The sequence below is a fragment of the Dyella soli genome, assembly GCF_054482295.1.
The window spans coordinates 471612-491424 of record NZ_JBTFFU010000002.1; the positions used below are offsets into that span (position 1 = coordinate 471612).

Sequence of the window (19813 nt, forward strand, 5' to 3'; positions counted from 1 at the left end):
CGCAGGCCGCCGGCCGGCGTCGTCCCGCTCCGACCGAATCGCCCGACAGGTGGATTGCGTTCCGCTGCGTTCGCCCCAATCATCGTGATCCTGCCGGACGTTGCCGTTCGAGGTCCCGATGGCTCACCACATCATCGAACTGATCGCCCAATACGGGCTGTTGCTCGTGTTCCTCAATGTGTTGGTCGAGCAGGCCGGGGCGCCGGTGCCGGCGGTGCCCACCATGATCGTCGCCGGGGCGCTGGCGGCGGCGGACAGGCTGCCCTTGCCCGGCGTGCTGGCGGTGGCGGTCGGGGCCTGCCTGCTGGCCGATTTTGCCTGGTACGCGGCCGGACGCCACTTCGGCGGGGGCGTGATGCGCACGCTCTGCCGCATCTCTCTATCGCCCGATTCCTGCGTGAAGCAGTCCGAGCTGCGCTTCCAGCGTTGGCGCGGCAGCGTGTTGCTGCTCGCCAAGTTCGTGCCCGGGCTTTCCACCGTGGCCCCGCCCCTGGTCGGCGCGATGGGGCTGCGGGCGGCGCCGTTCGCCTTGTTCGACGGGCTCGGTTCGTTGCTGTGGGTCGGCGTCGCGGTGACGCTGGGCTACGTGTTCGCCGGCCAGATCGATTATGTGCTCGACGCCATGGCCAATGCCGGCAGCATTGCGCTGATGTTGCTCGGCACGCTGCTAGGGCTGTACATCGCCATGAAGTGGTGGCAGCGGCAGCGCCTGATGAAGACCTTGCGCATGGCGCGCATCACGGTGGAGGAGCTCAATGGCGCCATCACCGCGGGGCGGATGCCGGCGATCGTCGACGTGCGTTCCGAGGCTGCGCGCATGGTGGATACCCGGGTCATCCCGGGCGCGCTGGTTGCCGATGTGAAAAGCGTCGATCGCATCGTGAGCCTCGTGCCGATCGACAGCGAGCTGGTGATCTATTGCACCTGCCCGAACGAGGCATCGGCGGCCATGGTGGCCAAGGCCTTGATGCAGCAGGGCTACAAGCGGGTCCGACCGTTGTTGGGCGGACTGGACGCGTGGGATGCCGCAGGCTATCCGGTGGATCGGTTGCCCGTGGTGGTCGAGGTCGAGGAAACCTCCGCGGCCTGATGGATCGCGCCCCCTTTCCCGGGGGCCAGGCCGCGGGAAGAGGGGGCCCCGGCAAACTTTTACGTCTTCTATACGGCGCCGTGGCGATTCGCTACCCCTTTCTTATGCGCCGGTTCCGACAATTCGCACCGTTGCAGAACACGTCGAGTCGGAACCCATGGATGTCCTCTATCTCTTGTTTGCGTTTGTGCTGTTCGTCGCATCGATCGGCTTCCTGCTGATCTGCGACCGGCTGGGCCGACGCCCCTGACTGACGGTCGTCGCCGCCACGGCGACGGCCTTTCCCTTGCGCGCGCTTCCCCTGCGGGAGATTCACCCATGAACGTCTTCTATCTCGTGGCTGCCGTGATCGCGGTGGCCCTGACGGGCTACCTGTGCGTGGCCCTGCTCAAGCCGGAGTGGTTCGAATGACCACCAATGATGTCCTGCAGATCGGCCTCTACCTGGTCGTGTTGCTGCTGCTGGTGAAGCCGGTGGGCAGCTACATGGCGCTGGTGTTTGCCGAATCGCCCAACGGCGTGACGCGCTTCGGTGCGCGGGCGGAGAACCTGTTGTATCGCCTCAGTGGCGTACGTGCCCAGGAGCAGATGGGCTGGCGCCGCTACGCCATCGCCATGCTGGTGTTCAACATGGTTGGCCTGGTGGCCGTCTATGCGTTGCAGCGCGTGCAGCAGTGGCTGCCGCTCAATCCGCAACACTTCGGCGCCGTCACGCCGGATTCGGCGATGAATACCGCCATCAGCTTCGTCTCCAACACCAACTGGCAGGGCTACTCGGGCGAAAGCACGATGAGCTACCTGACCCAGATGCTGGGCCTGGCCGTGCAGAACTTCCTGTCGGCCGCGACGGGCATCGCCGTGCTGGTGGCGGTGGTGCGCGGCTTTACGCGAGGCAGCGCCGACAGCATCGGCAACTTCTGGGTCGACATGACGCGCAGCACGCTCTACGTGCTGCTGCCGTTCTCGCTGCTGATGGCGTTGCTGCTGGCCTCGCAGGGCGTCGTGCAGAATTTCACGGCGTATGTCGACGTGCCGGTGGCCCAGGTCACGACGATGAGCGAGACCCTCAAGGACGCCGCCGGCAATCCGCTCAAGGATGCCGCCGGTCATGACGTCACGCGCGAGTCGAAGGTCACCACGCAGACCCTGCCCATGGGGCCGGCCGCTTCGCAGATCGCGATCAAGCAGCTGGGTACCAATGGCGGTGGCTTCTTCAACGCGAACTCGGCACATCCCTACGAGAACCCGACGCCCTTCAGCAACTTCATCGAGATGCTGGCGATCTTTCTGATTCCTGGTGGGCTTTGCATCACTTTCGGCAGCATGGTGGGCGACCGGCGGCAGGGCTGGGCGATCCTCGCCACCATGCTGCTGATCTTTGTGCCACTGGCGATCGGTGCCGTCGCCGCCGAGCAGGCGGGCAACCCCGCGCTGCACGGGCTGGCGGTGGACCAGCAATCCACCGCGCTGCAGGCCGGCGGCAACATGGAAGGCAAGGAAACCCGCTTCGGCATCGCTGCCAGCGGCCTGTTCACCGCCATCACCACGGCCGCCTCGTGTGGCGCGGTGAACAACATGCACGACTCGCTCACGCCGCTGGGTGGCCTGGTGCCGATGTGGCTGATGCAGCTGGGCGAAGTGATCTTCGGCGGCGTCGGCTCGGGCCTGTACGGCATGCTTGCCTTCGCGGTCGTGGCGGTTTTCATTGCCGGACTGATGGTTGGCCGCACGCCGGAATACCTCGGCAAGAAGATCGAGGCGCACGAAATGAAGATGGCCAGCCTGGCCGTGCTGGTGCCGTGCGCGCTGGTAGTGATCGGCACGGCGATCGCCGTGATGAGCCCGGCCGGCGTGGCGGGCGTCGCCAACCCGGGTGCGCACGGCTTCAGCGAAGTGCTGTACGCGGTGTCCTCCGCGTCCAACAACAACGGCAGCGCGTTTGGCGGACTCTCGGCCAACACGCCGTTCTGGAACGTCCTGCTCGGCGTGTGCATGTACTTCTCACGCTTCCTGCTGGCCATCGCGATGCTGGCCATGGCCGGTTCGCTGGCTGCCAAGCGCCACGTGCCGCCTTCGGCCGGGACGCTGCCGACGCACACGCCGCTGTTCATCACGCTGCTGGCCTGCGTAGTCATCGTGGTTGGCGCACTGACCTTTCTTCCGGCGCTTGCGCTGGGGCCGATCGTCGAATTCCTGATGTCGGCGCATTGATCAACCGGGACACAGATTCATGACCATGACGCATTCACATGTGCATACGGTGCGCGGTTTCGACCGCCCGCTGATCCTCAAGGCCGTCGCCGACTCGTTCCGCAAGCTGTCGCCACGGCTGCAGTTCCGCAACCCGGTGATGTTCGTGGTGTTCGTGTGCAGCGTGCTCACCACCCTGTTGTGGGTGCAGGCGCTGACCGGGCATGGCGAGGCACCGACCGGCTTCATCTTCGCGGTGTCGGTGTGGCTGTGGTTCACGCTGCTGTTCGCCAACTTCGCCGAAGCGCTGGCCGAGGGCCGCGGCAAGGCGCAGGCGGCCGCGCTGCGCAGTTCGCGCAAGGACGTGATGGCAAAGCGCTTGTCGAGCCCGCACCGGGACGCCGGCGTGGTGTTCACGCCGTCGTCGGAACTGCGCGTGGGCCATCACGTGCTGGTGGAGGCGGGCGACCAGATGCCCGGGGACGGCGAAGTGACCACGGGTGCGGCCAGCGTCGATGAAAGCGCGATCACCGGTGAATCCGCGCCGGTCATCCGCGAATCTGGCGGCGACCGCAGTGCCGTCACCGGCGGCACGCGCGTGCTCTCCGACTGGCTGGTGGTGCGTATCACCAGCAACCCTGGCGAAAGCTTCCTCGACCGCATGATCGCGATGGTCGAAGGCGCGTCGCGGCGCAAGACCCCCAACGAGATCGCGCTGACCATCCTGCTGGCCAAGTTCACCCTGATCTTCCTGCTGGCCTGCGCCACCTTGCTGCCGTATTCCATCTACAGCGTGCAGGCGGCCGGCGCCGGCAACCCGATCACGCTGACCGTGCTGGTCGCGTTGCTGGTGTGCCTGATTCCGACCACGATCGGTGCGCTGCTGTCGGCCATCGGCATCGCGGGCATGGACCGCATGATCCGCGCCAACGTGATTGCCACTTCGGGCCGCGCGGTGGAAGCCGCTGGCGACGTCGACGTGCTGCTGCTGGACAAGACCGGCACGATCACCCTCGGCAATCGCCAGGCGGTGGCCTTCGTGACCGCGCCGGGCGTGGAAGAAAGCCGACTGGCCGATGCCGCCCAGCTCGCCTCGCTGGCCGATGAGACACCCGAGGGACGCAGCATCGTCGTGCTGGCCAAGGAGCGTTTCGGCCTGCGCGAGCGCCAGCTCGAGGAGAGCCAGGCCGAATTCGTGCCGTTCACCGCGCAGACGCGCATGAGTGGCGTGAACATCGGCGAGCGCCGCATCCGCAAGGGCGCGCTCGATGCGGTGGAACGTTACCTGGAAGCGAATGGCAGCCACCTGCCGCCGCTGGTCAAGCACATGGCCGAGGACATCGCGCGGCGCGGTGCCACGCCGCTGATCGTCACCGAGGGCGTGACCGCGCTGGGCGTGATCGAGCTGAAGGACATCGTGAAGGGTGGCATCCGCGAGCGCTTTGCCGAGATGCGCCGCATGGGCATCAAGACCATCATGATCACCGGTGACAACCCGCTCACGGCGGCCGCCATCGCGGCGGAAGCCGGCGTCGACGATTTCCTCGCCGAAGCCACGCCGGAAGCCAAGCTCAAGCTCATCCGCAAGTTCCAGGCCGAGAACCGCCTGGTCGCGATGTGCGGCGACGGCACCAACGATGCGCCGGCGCTGGCGCAGGCCGACGTGGCGGTGGCGATGAACACCGGCACGCAGGCGGCGAAGGAAGCCGGCAACATGGTCGACCTCGACTCCAACCCGACCAAGCTGATCGAGGTGGTGGAGATCGGCAAGCAGATGCTGATCACGCGCGGCGCACTGACCACGTTCTCCATCGCCAACGACGTGGCCAAGTACTTCGCCATCATCCCGGCGGCATTCGCCACCACTTACCCGGCGCTCAACACGCTCAACGTGATGCACCTGGCGACGCCGCAGAGCGCCATCCTGTCGGCGGTGATCTTCAACGCGCTGATCATCATCTTTCTCATTCCTTTGGCGCTGAAGGGCGTGAAATACCGCGCATTGGGTGCGGGCGCGCTGCTGCGCCGCAACCTGCTCGTCTATGGACTGGGTGGCATCGTGGTGCCGTTCCTCGGCATCAAGCTGATCGACATGTTGCTGGTCCTGTGCGGACTGGCCTGACCGAGGTTTGGCTCATGCACACACTCAAGCTTTCCGTTTCACTCCCAGACGATACGCACCCCGACATGGAGCTGCGCCTTTCCGCCGATGACGCGGCCTGCGACGTGGTGATTGCGCTGCCGGTGACGCCGCGCCAGCCACGCCCGGCGCCGCCCGATATCGTGGTGGCGCGCACTGAACAGGACGACTACGTGCTCGGCGGCTACGCCGGCATCTGATGCCGATGCCAGCGAGGCATCGGTTGACTACTTACCCACACGAAAAGGACGGTCCGCCCCGGACCGGTTTTCAGGCACATCATGTTTACCAAGAAAGTTCTTTCGTTCGCGCTCCTGCTTGCCCTGGCTCCCGCCGCCGAAGCGATGGCATCGACGGGTGATGTCGTATCGGCGACCGATGTCGCTGCTGCGGCCGACCTCGGCCAGGTCGCGCCCTCCACGCCGGCGGCCAGCAGCGATTGCTCGCAGGGGTTCTTCTCGCGCCTGGGCGCGGCCTACCGCGAAGATGCGCAGCCGGCTGATCCGAACGCGCAGGCTCCGGCACGCCGCGCGATGGATGCCCCGCTGGATGCACCGCCGTTCCCCAACGGGGAATGGCAGCTTGGCGGCGTGGCGGCGCCGATCGGCGTGCCGGTCGGTTATGGTCAGTATCCGCTGCAGAAAGCCCTTTCGTGCACGAAGCTCGGCAACTGGATGCAGCGCAACCGCGTCGAGATCAACGGCTGGATCAACCCGTCGGTGAACGCGAGCTCGTCCAGCTTCTCGAACTACCCGCTGTCGTATGCGACGCGGCCCAATCGCCTGGAGTTCGACCAGCTGGTCTTCAACATCACCCGCGTCGAAGACACCGTGCAGACCGACCACGTGGACTGGGGTTTCAACATCTCCGTCCTGTACGGCTACGACTACCATTACACGATCACCAAGGGCGTGTTCAGCAACCAGCTGCTCAACCACCCCAATTCCAACGGTCCGCTGCCGGGCAAGGTCTATGGCGTCGACCCGATGCTGTTCTATTACGACCTCTACATCCCGTCGGTGGCCGAGGGCATGGTCGTGCGCATCGGTCGCTACCTGTCGCTTCCCGACATCGAGGCGCAGTTCTCGCCGCAGAACTACCTGGTGACCCATTCGATCCTGTACACGGTCGACCCGTATACCCAGACCGGCATCATGACCACCACCAAGCTCAGCAGCCAGTGGACGCTGCAGCTTGGCGTCAATGCCAGCAATGACACGGCGCCGTGGAACCGTTCGGCGCGTCCGTCGCTGCAGGCCTGCGTGCGCTGGGTGTCCAAAGACAACAACGACATGCTCTACCCCTGCATCAACAACTGGAACACGTCCGACTACAACTACAACAACGTGCAGATGTACGTGATGACCTGGGGCCACCGCTTCAGCCAGAAGGTGCACATGCAGACCGAGGCCTACTACATGTACGGCCGCAACATTCCGGGCTTTGGGCCGAACGGCGAGCCGGGCGTGGTGGCGTCGTCGCCGTATCCGGGCAAGGCGGGCGAGTACGGCATCGTGAACTACCTCAACTTCGAGCTGAACTCGAGCAACATGCTGTCGTTCCGCAACGAGTTCTACAACGACCAGAAGGGCCAGCGCACCGGTTTCGCCACCAAATACAGCAGCCACACGCTGGGCCTGACGCACTGGGTGTCGCCGGACTTCGAAATCCGTCCGGAAATCCGTTACGAGCACTCGTACGACACGAACGCCTATAACGCCGGCAAGAAGCACTACCAGGCAATCGGCATCGTCGACGCGATTCTCCACTTCTGAGGTGTGCCATGAGCAGGATGTTGCGCAATGCGCTGATGATGCTGTTGCTGATGACCGCGGTGACCGGCATTGCCTACCCGCTGGCGGTCACCGGGCTGGCTCAGTTGCTGTTTCCTTCCCAGGCCAATGGCAGCCTGATCGTGAAGGACGGCAGGCCGATCGGCTCGACGCTGATCGGCCAGTCCTTCACCGAACCGAAGTACTTCTGGGGACGCCCGTCGGCCACCGCGCCGCAGGCAAACAACGGCGTGGCGTCGGGCGGCTCGAACCAGGGGCCGACCAATCCGGCGCTGGCCGATGCCGTCAAGCAGCGCATCGATGCGCTGCGCGCGGCCGATCCCGGCAATAAGGCACCGGTGCCGGTGGACCTGGTCACGGCGTCGGGCAGCGGCCTGGATCCGGAGATCTCGCTGGCCGCCGCGGCCTACCAGGTACCGCGCGTGGCCCGCGCGCGGGGCCTGAGCGAATCGCAGGTGCAGGCGCTGGTGACCCTGGCTACCAGTGGCCGCCAGTTCGGCATGCTGGGCGAGCCGCGCGTGAACGTGCTCCAGCTCAATCTGGCGCTGGACGGGCATTGAGGCATACCGTAGTCACCACCCACCAAGCCAAGGGACTGCATGTCCGGACCTTCCCGTGAAGCACGCGCCGATGCACTGCTCGATTCGGTGCTGGAAGAGCGCAGCCGGCGCCTGAAGATCTTCCTGGGCGCCGCGCCAGGCGTCGGCAAGACGTACGCGATGCTTTCGGCGGCGCGCGAGCTGAAACGACAGGGTGTCGACGTGGTCGTTGGCCTGGTGGAAACACACGGCCGCGCCGAAACCCAGGCACTGCTCGAAGGACTCGAGCAGTTGCCGCGCCGGTCGGTGAACTACAAGGGTCGGGACTTCAGCGAGTTCGACCTGGACGCGGCGTTGCAGCGCCGGCCGGAGGTGTTGCTGGTCGACGAACTGGCGCATCGCAACCTGCCGGGCGGCCGCCACGAACGCCGCTGGCAGGACATTGCCGAACTGCTCGACGCGGGCATCGAGGTCTATACCGCGCTCAACGTGCAGCATCTGGAAAGCCTCAACGACCAGGTGCGGCGCATCACCAACGTGACGGTGCGCGAGACCGTGCCCGATGCGTTCCTCGATCGCGCGCGCGACATCGTGCTGGTGGACCTGCCGCCGCGTGAACTGATCCAGCGCCTGAAGCAGGGCAAGGTCTACGTGCCCGAAACGGCCGCGGCCGCGCTCGACGCCTTCTTCTCGCCGACCAACCTGGTGGCGCTGCGCGAACTGGCCGTGGAGACGGTGGCCGGCCACGTGGACAGCGACCTGCGCGAACACATGCTGGCACGCGGCGGCGCCATGCCGGTGCGTCGTCGCGTGCTGGCGGCCATCGACGGCCATTCGCAGAGCGAATACCTGGTGCGCGTGGCGCGCCGCATTGCCGAACGACGGGGTGCACCGTGGAGCGTGGCCTTCGTCGATACCGGGGCGACGCTGGACAAGGCGCGGCGTGACCGGCTCGACGCCGCGATGGGGCTGGCGCGGAGGCTGGGCGGCGATGTCGTGGTGCTGCGCGGCCATGCGATCGCCGACGAACTGATCGCGCATGCCGACCGCGAAGGCATTGGCCAGATCATTCTTGGCCGCACCCGGGAGCGCCTGCTGGCGCGCATGCTCGGCCGCTCGCTGACGCAATTGCTGCTGCGGCGCGGTGCGCACCTGGAACTGACCATCATCGCCACGCCTGTCGAGCGGGCGCGCTCGCGCCTGCGCCTGCGCATGCCTGGCGGACCAGGAAGCCGGGGCGAGTACGCGTACGCCACCCTGGCCACGCTGGTGGCCTTCGGGCTGTCGTTCATCGCCGACCGCTATCTATCCGTCGCCAACCTCTCGCTGATCTTTCTCACCGCGGTGCTGGTGGTGGCGGTGCGCACGCGCATGGCGGTGGCGGTGTACACGGCCATCCTGTGTTTCCTGGGCTACAACTTCTTCTTCGCGCCACCGCGCTACACGCTGGCGATCGCCAACGTGGACGACGTGCTGGCCGTGTGCCTGTTCCTGGTGGCTGCCCTCGTGTGCAGCCGCCTGGCCACCCGGCTGGCCAGCCAGGTCGAGTCGATGCGCGCCGCCCACGCGCATGCCCGCGCGCTGCTGGCGCTGGGCCAACGGCTGTCGACCAGCACCGATGCGGCGGGCATCCGCGACGTGGGCGCTGCCGCGCTGGCCCACGCCCTGCGCTGCGATGCGGCGATCCTGGCGCGCGATTCGGCGCAGGTGCTGCGCATGGTGGCATCGTCGCCGCGCGACTTTCCACTGACCACGCAGGACATGGGCGCTGCCGCCTGGAGCGAGCAGCACGCCGAGGAGGCAGGGCGCTATACCGACACGCTCAATGCCGCGCCGTGCTGGGTGCTTCCGTTGGGCAGCGAAGACAATCGCCTCGGCGTCGCGGCGCTGCGCTTTCCGCCGGAGCAGGGCGAGCCTTCGCCGGACCAGCGCAGCCTGGCGCTGTCGATGGTGCAGGACATCGGCCAGGCGCTGGAGCGGGCGCGGCTTTCCGACGAACTGGAAGGCGCGCGCGTGCAGGGCGAAACCGAGCGGCTGCGCAACGCGCTGCTTTCTTCCGTGTCGCACGACCTGCGTTCGCCGCTCGCCTCGATGATCGGTTCGGCCGGCACGCTGGCCAGTTACGGCGACCAGCTGCCCGCCGGCGAACGGCGCGAACTGCTCGAAGCCATCCTTGGCGAAGGCCAACGGCTGGACCGCTATATCCAGAACCTGCTGGACATGACCAGGCTGGGCCACGGCACGCTCAAGCTCAACCGCGACTGGACCGACGTGGCCGAGATCATCGCGGCGTCCACCCATCGCCTGCGCAAGCTGTTCCCGGACCTGAAAGTGGAAACCGTGCTGCCCAGCGACACGCTGCTGCTGTACGTGCATCCGGCGCTGATCGAGCAGGCGTTGTTCAACATCCTGGAGAACGCGGCGCGGTTCTCGCCGCCGGGCGAACCGGTGCGCGTGGTGGCGCGGGCCAGGGGCGAACAGGTGCAGATCGACGTGAGCGACCGCGGCCCCGGCATTCCCGAAGAAGAGCGGGCGCGCATCTTCGACATGTTCTATTCGGTGTCGCGCGGCGATCGCGCGCCGCAAGGCACGGGCCTGGGGCTGGCGATCTGCCGCGGCATGATCGGCGCCCATGGCGGCAGCGTGGAGGCCTTGCCGGGCGAGGGCGCAGGCACCACCATTCGCATTACCTTGCCGCTGCCGGCGCCGCCCGAAAACCATCAATGACTGCAGCCACTCCCTGCGTCCTGGTCATCGATGACGAGGCGCAGATTCGCAAGTTCCTCGACATCGGCCTGCGCGCGGAAGGCTACGAGGTATTGCTTGCGGCCACCGGCACCGAGGGGCTGGCCCTGGCCGCCACGCGTACGCCGGACCTGGTGATCCTCGACATCGGCCTGCCCGATCGCGAGGGGCACGACGTGCTGGCCGAGCTGCGCCAGTGGAGCCACGTGCCGGTGCTGATGCTCTCGGTGCGTGACTCGGAAAGCGAAAAGGTCAAGGCGCTGGATGCGGGCGCCAACGACTACGTGACCAAGCCCTTCGGCATCCAGGAATTGATGGCGCGCCTGCGCGCCCTGTTGCGCAGCCGCCCTGGCGAACCCGAGGCGCCGCTGCGCTATGACGACGGCCACCTGGTCATCGACCTCGCGCGACGCGAAGTGATGCTGGATGGTGCGCCGCTCTCGTTGACGCGCAAGGAATACGCCGTGCTGGCCCTGCTGCTGCGCCACGCCGGCCGGGTGGTGACCCAACAGCAGCTGTTGCGCGACATCTGGGGTGCCACCCACACGCACGACAGCCATTACCTGCGCATCGTGGTCGGCAAGCTGCGCCAGAAACTGGGTGATGACCCGGCCGGGCCACGCTGGCTGAAGACCGAGCCCGGGGTGGGCTATCGCTTCCTCAGCGGCGCCTGAGACGCACCGGCGGGCTGTCGCAGCCCGTGAGAGCCGGTAGTAGTCTGATTCGCCGGCCTTTTCCCGCCAGCCCCGGACAGCCGGCGAGGGCGGTGTCCGGGCCGGTCCAGCGGCAGGATGCCCCGGTCCATCCTGTTTTCGACGGGCGCGCCACAGGTATGATGGCCGCCGGTTCAACCATCCCGGCGTTGACAGCCCCAGAACGCAACGCCGGCTCACAGAGGAAATAGATCCATGGCACGCGGTATCAACAAAGTCATCATCGTCGGCAATCTCGGCGCCGATCCGGAAACCCGCTACACCGGCAACGGCACGGCGATCACCAGCATCCGCATCGCGACCTCCGAGAACTGGACCGACAAGCAGAGCGGCGAGAAGCAGGAGCGCACCGAGTGGCACCGCGTGAAGCTGTTCGGCCGCCTCGCTGAAATCGCCGGCGAATACCTGAAGAAGGGTCGCCAGGTCTATATCGAAGGCTCGCTGCGCACCGACAAGTACACCGACAAGGACGGCGTCGAGCGCTTCAGCACCGACATCATCGCTGCGGAAATGCAGATGCTCGGCGGCGGCTCCGAAGGCGCCGGCGCGGGTGGCGGCGGTGGCGGTGGCGGCTTCCAGCGCTCGCAGGGCGGTGGCGGTGGCCAGCCGCGCCAGGGTGGCGGTGGCTACGGCGGTGGCCAGTCCCGCGGCGGCGACAACTACGGTGGCCAGCAGCAGCGCCCGGCCGCGCCAGCGCCGGCGCAGAACAACAGCTTCGACGACGACGACATCCCGTTCTGAGTTCCGGTTCGCCGTAACGTCATGCGTCTTGAGAAAAGCCTGCAGCCATGCAGGCTTTTTTCTTGGCTGCCCGCGACGCCCGACACCCTTCCGCTTTGCGCAAGACTGACTGCCGCCGGGCAGGTCTTCGCCGGCGCCTGCCGCGCACTTAGAGTGACACTCGTCCACAACCCCATGCGAATGGCGGCGTGCAAGCCGCCATCAGGTGAGCAATGAACAGCGACGAGAACAAAGTCCTACTGATTACCGGCGTGAGTTCGGGCCTGGGCCGCGCCTTCGCCGAGGCTGCCCTGGCCGCCGGCCATGCGGTCGTCGGCACCGTGCGCCGCGATGGCGAGCGGGCGGCCTTCGAGGCGCTCGCGCCGGGAAGGGCCCGTGCCGTGGTGCTCGATGTCACCGACTTTGGCGCCATCGATGGCGTGGTCGCATCGATACTCGCGGAGTTCGGGCGCATCGACGTGCTGGTCAACAACGCCGGTTATGGCCACGAGGGCGTGCTGGAGGAATCGCCGCTGGAGGCCATGCGCCACCAGTTCGAGGTCAATGTGTTCGGCGCCGTCGCCATGATCAGGGCCGTGCTGCCCGGCATGCGCGTGCGCCGCTCCGGACACATCATCAACATGTCGTCGATGGCCGGCCACGCGCCGCTTCCCGGTATCGCCTATTACGCCGGCAGCAAGTTCGCGCTGGAAGGCATCACGGGCGTGCTGGCCAAGGAAGTGGAGTCCTTTGGCATCCGGGTGACGGCGCTGGCGCCAGGGTCGTTTCGTACCGACTGGGCGGGCCGCTCGATGGTTCGCAGCCCGCGCGCCATCGCCGATTACGATGAACTGTTCAATCCCATCCGCGAGGCGCGCGAGGCGAAGAGCGGCCGGCAGTCCGGCGACCCTGCGCGCGCGGCACAGGCGCTGTTGACCTTGATCGAAAGCGAGCACCCGCCGGTGCATCTGCTGCTGGGTGTCGACGCGCTGACGGTAGTGCGCATGCACAGCGCGGAGCTGTTGGCGGAGATCGACCGCTGGGAACCCCTGAGTCGCTCGACCGACTTTGCAGCGCCCGCGTCCGCGGCGCAGTAGGGCCGGGACATGCCGGCCGGGACGGAAAGGCGGGTCCGGCGCGGGCTGTAAATCGGGGCTGGCCGCTGGCGGCCAATGAGCTGTCGACCACGATCTGCGGCGGGTGCCAGCGCGCCGGCCCGGCCGTGGTGGGCGGCCTGCGCATGCCATGAATGAGCCAGGGCGGGGCCGGGGCGGGTGGTGGGCTGCGAACGGGCCATCGACGCGGTCGGCCCGTGGTGTTCCAATCGCAGCCGGCAGGACGCGACGAAGCACTCGCGGCCACCTTCCCGGGCACGTTGAAAGGACACTTCCCATGGACCGCATCGATGCCATGAAAGTCTTCATCGCGGCCCTCGATGAAGGCAGCCTCGCCGGGGCCAGTCGCAAGACCGGCCGTTCGGCCGCCGCCGTGAGCCGGGCCGTGGCGTTCCTCGAGGCACATGTCGGCGTACCGCTGCTGCATCGGACCACGCGCTCCATCAAGCTGAGCGAGGCGGGCGAGCGTTATGCCATGGCCTGCCGAAAAATCCTCTCCGACATGGACGAGGCCGATCGGCAGGCGGCGGGCGAGCGATCGGTGCCGCGCGGAACGCTGACCATCACCTCCACCGTGTTTGCCGGCGTCGAACTGCTGCGTCCCATCGTGGACGCTTTCATGGATGAATTTCCGACCGTCGGGGTCCGCATGTACCTGCTGGAACGGCCGGTCAATCTCATCGATGAAGGCATGGACCTGGCCTTGCGCATTACACACCTGGCGGATTCGACCCTGGTCGCGCATCGCATTGGCGAGGTTCGGCGGGTCGTGGTGGCGTCGCCACGTTATCTCGCGACGCACCCGCGCATCGCCGAGCCCGCCGACCTGACCAAGCACCAGGTCATCGCCATGGCGCACATGGGGCTCGAATCGTGGAGCTTTCCCCCGCTGGAAGGATCATCGGTTCCCCGCTCGGTGGCATTCACGCCGCGCCTGGTGATCAACAACGTGCGGGCCGCCGTGGCGTCGGCCACCGAGGGGCGTGGCGTGACGCGCCTGCTTTCCTACCACGTCGCCTCGGAGATCCGGCAGGACCTGCTGCGCATCGTCCTGGCCAATGCGGAACCCGCGCCCATTCCCGTCCATCTGGTGTCGCCGTACGGGCGGCTCGCCGTGCCGAAGGTGCGCGCCTTCGTCGACTTCGCGCTGCCGCGCCTGCGCGCGCAGTTTGCCCGCCTGGCCAAGGAAGTCGAGGCGCCGCCCGATGCGCCGATTCCACCGCGGCGCGGAAGAATGTCTGCCGGCTAGCAGGGATTCGCTATGGCGCGTGATGAGCCTAGATTTGGCGGTGTCGGAGTTGTCGGCCACATGGCATGACACCGACTCCCTCCCCCAAATCTTCCGAGTGCATATCATCATGAGCAATCCGCGAAAAGTTGTTGTCGTCACTGGCGCCTCGCAAGGCATCGGTGCAGGCCTGGTCAAGGCGTTTCGTGATCGCGACTACCGCGTCATCGCCAATTCCCGTTCGATCAAGCCGTCGAGCGATGCCGATGTGCTGACCATTGCCGGCGATATCGCCGATCGTGCGGTCGCCGAACGCATCATCAAGGAAGGCCTTGCCAAGTTCGGCCGCATCGACACGCTGGTCAACAATGCCGGCATTTTCGTCGCCAAGCCGTTCACTTCGTACACCGCTGAAGACTATGCGCAGGTGATGGCGGTGAACGTGGCCGGGTTTTTCCACATCACCCAGCTGGCCCTGGCGGAAATGGAAAAGCAGGGCAGCGGCCACGTGGTCAGCGTCACCACGAGCCTGGTGGACCATGCGATTGACGGCGTGCCTTCGGTGCTGGCATCGCTGACCAAGGGTGGCCTCAATGCAGCCACCAAGTCGCTGGCGATCGAGTATGCCAAGCGTGGCATCCGCGTGAATGCGGTGGCGCCGGGCGTCATCAAGACCCCGATGCACGCAGCCGAGACGCACGCCTTCCTCGCTGCCCTGCACCCGGTCAATCGCATGGGTGAGGTCGCCGACATTGCACAGGCCGTCATGTACCTCGATTCCGCCAGCTTCGTGACGGGCGAGATCCTGCACGTCGACGGCGGCCAGAGCGCCGGTCACTGATAGTGCGGGGGCGGGCCACGGCTCGCCCCACGCCGATGAGGAACAGCATCATGCCTATCGTCACGATCCAGATTACGCGCGAGGGTTCCGGCCCGGGGCGCAACGCGGCCACGGCCGAAGAGAAAGCCGCCCTGATCAAGGGCACCAGCCAGCTGTTGCTGGATGTGCTCAACAAGCCGCTCGATGCCACCTTCGTGGTGATCGAGGAAGTCGAGATGGAAAACTTTGGATGGGGCGGCCTGCCCGTGGCCGACTTCCGCAAACAGAGACAGGGCGGGCAGAAGTAAGCCCGGCCCGGCATGCGGTGGCAGCCCGTCGGTGCGAGCCGGCGGCCCGCCAGGCATCGATGGCTGCCATCGCATGACCCTTCGTAGAGGCAGCACCATGTACATGTCCGGTCGACCAGCGCCAGGCGCAGACGCGGCGCCGCCGGTGGCCAAGCACGCCAGTTACGCCGAACGCAATGCCGCCTACTGGCGGCGCAACCTGGTCATCTGCGTGTTCGGCTCGTTCACCACGCTGGTAAGCCTGAGCATGTTGCTGCCGTTCCTGCCGCTGTACGTGCAGCAGCTGGGCGTGACCTCGTCGTCCGCCATTATCCAGTGGTCCGGCGTGGCCTTTGGCGCGACCTTCCTGGGCACGGGCCTTACGGCGCCGCTGTGGGGGCATCTTGCTGACCGATACGGACGCAAGCCCATGCTGGTTCGCGCAGCCATCGGTATGGCGGTGGTGATGTCACTGATCGGCATGGCGCACAGTGTCGTCGAGCTGGTGGTGTTGCGCCTGATCGCCGGCCTGGTCGGTGGATACGCTTCGGCCTCCCTCGTCATGATCGGAACCCAGGCCCCGCGCGAGCGGGCGGGCTGGGCGCTGGGCATGCTTTCCACCGGTGCGCTCGCCGGGAATCTGATCGGCCCGCTGGTGGGTGGCTTCCTGCCGGGATGGGTCGGCATCCGGGGCACGTTCTTCGTTGGTGGCGGCGTGATCGCCGTGGCGGCGATCGCCACCATCGTGCTCATCCGGGAAGACTTTGATCGCAGCTCGGACGCGAAGATCCGCGCGGCGACCCACACGGGCCCGGCGGCGACTTCGAATCGCGCCGTGTTCGTTGCGCTGTTCCTCACCGCGATGATGGTGCTGCTGGCCAATATGTCGATCGAGCCGATCATCACGGTGTATATCGGGCAGCTGGGCGTCGCCACCCACCACCTCACGCGCATCGCCGGCATCGTCATGGCATCTTCTGCGCTGGGCAGCATGCTGACCGCCGCGAGGCTTGGCGCGCTTGCCGATCGCGTGGGCGGCTGGAAAGTGATCATCGGTTGCCTGCTGGCAACCGGGGTGGTCGTCGTACCGCAAGCCTTTGTGACGCAATGGTGGCAGCTGGCGGTGCTGCGCGTGCTGATGGGGATGACCCTGGCCGGACTGCTGCCATCCATCGCCAAGCTCGTCCGGCATGCGGCCGACGAGCATCACTCCGGCAAGATGCTCGGCTATCTGCAGTCGGCGCAGTTCACCGGCCAGGTGGTCGGCCCGCTGCTGGGCGGACTGATCGGGGCGCGCCTCGGCTTGCACGAAGTGTTCTTCGTGACCGGCTCGTTGCTCGTGCTGTGTGCGGGCCTCAATGCATGGGCCCGCTTGCGTAGCGCAGCCTGAACCCGGCCCGCGTGGCAAGGACGTGGATGCCGTGGTGGTGCTTCCACGGCAATTGACGCGTGGGGCACGCCAACGTTCCTGCGCGGGCCCATGCCGGCGAGCGCCCGGTCTGGTGGTACCGGCCAGCCCTTTCAGGCGGCGGCAGCGTGCACCGCGGAAGGCTGGCGCGGAGCGTGGTCTGCCCGATAGTCCTCGTGCCAGTGCGGGAGATCATGGCCGTCATCGGCCATGGCTGCATCGGTGCCGTGTTCGACCCCCGCCACGATGCCCGCAGCCAGCCAGTTGGCGAGCAGCGTGCCCGCGCGGGCGACGCCGGCCTCTTCACCCAGGTGTTCGACCAGCGCATCGCAGAGGCTGTCGAAGCCATCGTCGTCGCGCAGCAACTGCAGTGCCGCGTAGGCGACCACGTCGGTCGCCTGCAGTCGGGACGTGAAGCCCTGGCGCCACACCAGCAGGCCGGCCGGCGCGGCCAGCATCGCGCTCTCCGGCGGTTGCGCGCCTTGCTGCAGCGCGGACCAGATCGCATCGGCATTGGTGGTCAGCGCGCGCAGGCGCAGGCTCGGGCTGAGGCGCAGGCGTGCGCTGTCCCAGTCCACCTGCCCCAGCTCGTCGCCTGGCATCGGCGGCACATCGGCGGCAACGAAGGATTCCGACAACGCCCACTCGATCCAGGCCAGTTCGTGGACATCGGGGTTGCGTGGAAACAGGGCCCGCAGCGTATCGCCGAAGTCCGCGCCGTAGGCGTCGAGGGTCCATGCGTGCGGCGGGCGGCGGTCGACATGGGTGATCGCCGCCCGGAGAAAGGCGTCGTCACCCAGCCACGTGCGCAGCAGCGGATAACTCATCTGCAGGCAACCGATGAGCTGGGTGCGATAGTTGTTCTGGTACACCGCAAGGCCCGGCCTTGCCGTGCCGTCGAGGCGCGTCTCGATGGCGCCGGAGGAGGCAACCAGCCAATGGCGGAATTCCCTCTGCATCTCGACGAGCTTCATGCGGCCTCCCGTACCTGGTGCTGGCGTTCGCGGATGGCCTGCGCCGTGTCCAGCTCATCGAGCAGCTCGGCGAGGGGCGGAATGGCGTCGTCGCGCTCGATCATGGTCGCGACCGGCCCGAGCAGCGACACCGCATCGGCATACAGCGCCCAGACGTCCGCGCTCACGGGTTGGTCGTGCGTGTCGATCAGCAGTCCGGCGCCCTGCGTGTGCCCGGCCAGGTGGACCTGGCGCACGCGATCGGCGGGTATGCCGCGGAGGTAGGCCTGTGCATCCAGCCCGTGGTTGCGCGAGCTGACAAAGACGTTGTTGACGTCCAGCAGCAGGCCGCAACCGGTGCGGCGGGACATTTCGCCGAGGAATTCCCACTCGTCCATCACTTGCCCGTCGAACGCGACGTAGCTTGACGGATTCTCGAACAGCATCGACCGGCCCAGCACGTCCTGCGCCATCGCAATGTTGCTGCACACGATCTCGAGGGCCTCGTCGGTGTACGGCAGCGGCAGCAGGTCGTGCGAGTTGAAGCGGCCAATGCGCGACCAGCTCAGGTGGTCGGAGACGAACAGTGGGTTGATCTCGTCCACCAGTGCCCGCAGTCGGCGCAGGTAGTCGCGATCGAGCCCGTCCGCCGAACCGATCGACATCGACACGCCGTGCAGCGCCACCGGATGCCGTTCGCGGACCTGGCGCAGGATGTGCCGCGGCTGGCCACCGTCGACCATGAAATTCTCGGAGATCACTTCGACGAAATCGACGGGTACATCGGTTTCGAGAAAATCGCGGTAATGCTCCTTGCGCAAACCCAGTCCATAGCCAGCGAAAACCGGTGGTGGTGCGAACATGTCAGTGCTCCTGGAGAGAGACGGGCGGGACCGCGCGCCGCGGGTCCCGCCTTGCCATCACTTCGGCTCGGTCAGCGTGCCACCGGCGGCGGTGCACTCGCTCGGCGTCTTCACGACGACGCCCTGGCCCTTGCAGTCATTGAGGCCCTTGCAGTCGTGCTTGGCGGTGGCGCAGAGGCTCTGGCCCTTGCAGGAATTGACGCCGTAGCAGCGGCCCGGCTCTTCCTTCTGCGCCGCATGGTCGGCGGCCTGCACCGGTGCGTGGAACGAGGCGAGCGCCAGGGCGACGGCGGCGGCAGCGGCGGCGAAGCCGCTACGGGACTTGCGGGCGGTGGTCATGCTGAGGTTCATGTTGTTTCTCTCGGGTAGAGGTCCGACGGACCGTGGGGGTTGGGTGCGGCCTTACTTCAGGCTCTTGGCCGCGTCTTCGATGACCTGGGCCACTTGTTCGGGCTGCGACATGTAGACCAGGTGGCTGCCCTTGATCTCGGTGATCCGGGAGCCGGCGCGCTGGTACATCGAGCGCTGCAGTTCGGGGCTGTACACGCGATCTTCGGTGGCCACGACGGCCCACGAAGGCTTGCTGCGCCAGGCGGCTGCCTCGGTGACGGTGCGCAGGGCGCCGACCGTTGCGGGCACCTGCGAGACGGCGAGGAAGTTGGTGCGGTTCTTGGTCAGGTCCGCGGCAAAGTCGGCGCCGAACTGTCGCTCGTTGGCGTAGATATAGCCGTCCCAGGAGGCCTGGAAGTCATTGCTCGGCTCCGGCACGGAGTTGACGAGCTGGAGCACGCTCTCGCCCACGTTCGGTGCCGCCGCGGCGACATAGACCAGGCCCTTGACCTTGTCGCGGTTGCCGGCCTGGGTGATCACGGCGCCGCCGTAGTCGCTGCCGACCAGCAGGGTCGGGCCGTCTTCCTTGCGCAGCTGCCGGTAGACAGCCTCGGTGTCGTTGGCCAGCGTATCGATGCGCGGCTGCACCACGTGCACGCTATAACCCTTGTGGATCAGGATGTCGTGCACCACGTGCCAGCCCGAACCGTCCACGAAGGCGCCCGGAACGATCACGATGTTCTTCACGCCGACGGGTGCCGCGTCGGCTGCAAGGGCGGAGCCTGTCGCTGCCATCAGGGCGATGGCGATGCTCAGTAATTTACGCATGGTCTTTCTCTGGTAGATGTGGTCAGGGAGGGCGGTGATCGGGGGCGGAACC

19 protein-coding genes are annotated in these 19813 nt (G+C 66.8%); 15 read left to right on the top strand and 4 right to left on the bottom strand.

All coding sequences use genetic code 11. The features are described from left to right. Positions 1-118 precede the first annotated feature (118 nt). The 15 genes from ACXU4B_RS12560 to ACXU4B_RS12630 all read left to right on the top strand — a co-directional run bounded on the left by ACXU4B_RS12560 (position 119) and on the right by ACXU4B_RS12630 (position 16769). The gene (locus ACXU4B_RS12560) at positions 119-1090 is read left to right on the top strand and encodes a DedA family protein/thiosulfate sulfurtransferase GlpE (RefSeq protein WP_131412033.1); all 972 of its coding nucleotides are present in this window, start codon (positions 119-121) and stop codon (positions 1088-1090) included. A 318-nt stretch (positions 1091-1408) separates the two neighbouring features. Next, positions 1409-1501 (top strand): K(+)-transporting ATPase subunit F, encoded by a 93-nt coding sequence (gene kdpF / locus ACXU4B_RS12565; RefSeq protein WP_131412031.1) that lies wholly within the window; start codon positions 1409-1411, stop codon positions 1499-1501. Further along, positions 1498-3300: a potassium-transporting ATPase subunit KdpA gene (kdpA, locus tag ACXU4B_RS12570; RefSeq protein ID WP_131412029.1), complete on the top strand. Its 1803-nt coding sequence runs from the start codon at positions 1498-1500 to the stop codon at positions 3298-3300. Before kdpF ends, kdpA begins: the two co-directional genes overlap by 4 nt. Before the next feature lie 25 nt (positions 3301-3325). Further along, positions 3326-5401, top strand: a complete 2076-nt coding sequence (gene kdpB / locus ACXU4B_RS12575; RefSeq protein WP_131412027.1) for a potassium-transporting ATPase subunit KdpB — start codon at positions 3326-3328, stop codon at positions 5399-5401. 14 nt (positions 5402-5415) lie between these two features. Continuing rightward, positions 5416-5619, top strand: coding sequence for a hypothetical protein (locus tag ACXU4B_RS12580; RefSeq protein WP_131412025.1), 204 nt, complete (start codon positions 5416-5418; stop codon positions 5617-5619). An 81-nt stretch (positions 5620-5700) separates the two neighbouring features. Continuing rightward, positions 5701-7194 carry an outer membrane beta-barrel protein gene (locus tag ACXU4B_RS12585; RefSeq protein WP_131412023.1) on the top strand — a complete coding sequence of 498 codons (1494 nt, stop codon included), beginning with the start codon at positions 5701-5703 and terminating at the stop codon, positions 7192-7194. A gap of 8 nt (positions 7195-7202) precedes the next feature. After that, entirely contained in the window at positions 7203-7772 is a 570-nt protein-coding gene (gene kdpC, locus ACXU4B_RS12590; protein WP_131412021.1) for a potassium-transporting ATPase subunit KdpC, read from the top strand. A gap of 39 nt (positions 7773-7811) precedes the next feature. Next, positions 7812-10478, top strand: coding sequence for a sensor histidine kinase (locus tag ACXU4B_RS12595; RefSeq protein WP_131412019.1), 2667 nt, complete (start codon positions 7812-7814; stop codon positions 10476-10478). Continuing rightward, positions 10475-11170: a response regulator gene (locus tag ACXU4B_RS12600; RefSeq protein WP_131412017.1), complete on the top strand. Its 696-nt coding sequence runs from the start codon at positions 10475-10477 to the stop codon at positions 11168-11170. Before ACXU4B_RS12595 ends, ACXU4B_RS12600 begins: the two co-directional genes overlap by 4 nt. Before the next feature lie 234 nt (positions 11171-11404). Next, positions 11405-11950, top strand: coding sequence for a single-stranded DNA-binding protein (gene ssb / locus ACXU4B_RS12605; protein WP_131412015.1), 546 nt, complete (start codon positions 11405-11407; stop codon positions 11948-11950). A gap of 212 nt (positions 11951-12162) precedes the next feature. Next, the gene (locus ACXU4B_RS12610; protein ID WP_131412013.1) at positions 12163-13026 is read left to right on the top strand and encodes an oxidoreductase; all 864 of its coding nucleotides are present in this window, start codon (positions 12163-12165) and stop codon (positions 13024-13026) included. 295 nt (positions 13027-13321) lie between these two features. Beyond that, entirely contained in the window at positions 13322-14293 is a 972-nt protein-coding gene (locus tag ACXU4B_RS12615) for a LysR family transcriptional regulator (protein ID WP_131412010.1), read from the top strand. A gap of 109 nt (positions 14294-14402) precedes the next feature. Beyond that, positions 14403-15113: an SDR family NAD(P)-dependent oxidoreductase gene (locus ACXU4B_RS12620; protein ID WP_131412009.1), complete on the top strand. Its 711-nt coding sequence runs from the start codon at positions 14403-14405 to the stop codon at positions 15111-15113. 50 nt (positions 15114-15163) lie between these two features. After that, the gene (locus tag ACXU4B_RS12625) at positions 15164-15400 is read left to right on the top strand and encodes a tautomerase family protein (RefSeq protein ID WP_131412006.1); all 237 of its coding nucleotides are present in this window, start codon (positions 15164-15166) and stop codon (positions 15398-15400) included. A gap of 73 nt (positions 15401-15473) precedes the next feature. Continuing rightward, complete coding sequence (locus tag ACXU4B_RS12630; protein ID WP_458910882.1) at positions 15474-16769, top strand: MFS transporter; 1296 nt, start codon at positions 15474-15476, stop codon at positions 16767-16769. Positions 16770-16900: 131 nt separating this feature from the next. Here the strand turns inward: ACXU4B_RS12630 and ACXU4B_RS12635 are convergent, their stop codons facing one another. From ACXU4B_RS12635 to ACXU4B_RS12650, 4 genes are read right to left on the bottom strand one after another with little or no spacing between them, the layout of a single operon-like run. Continuing rightward, complete coding sequence (locus ACXU4B_RS12635) at positions 16901-17761, bottom strand: HvfC/BufC family peptide modification chaperone (protein ID WP_131412002.1); 861 nt, start codon at positions 17759-17761, stop codon at positions 16901-16903. After that, positions 17758-18603: an MNIO family bufferin maturase gene (gene bufB / locus ACXU4B_RS12640; protein ID WP_131412000.1), complete on the bottom strand. Its 846-nt coding sequence runs from the start codon at positions 18601-18603 to the stop codon at positions 17758-17760. Before bufB ends, ACXU4B_RS12635 begins: the two co-directional genes overlap by 4 nt. Positions 18604-18660: 57 nt before the next feature. Beyond that, positions 18661-18954, bottom strand: a complete 294-nt coding sequence (gene bufA2 / locus ACXU4B_RS12645; protein WP_240734150.1) for a BufA2 family periplasmic bufferin-type metallophore — start codon at positions 18952-18954, stop codon at positions 18661-18663. A gap of 51 nt (positions 18955-19005) precedes the next feature. After that, positions 19006-19761 (bottom strand): alpha/beta fold hydrolase, encoded by a 756-nt coding sequence (locus ACXU4B_RS12650; RefSeq protein WP_131411998.1) that lies wholly within the window; start codon positions 19759-19761, stop codon positions 19006-19008. Positions 19762-19813: the final 52 nt, after the last annotated feature.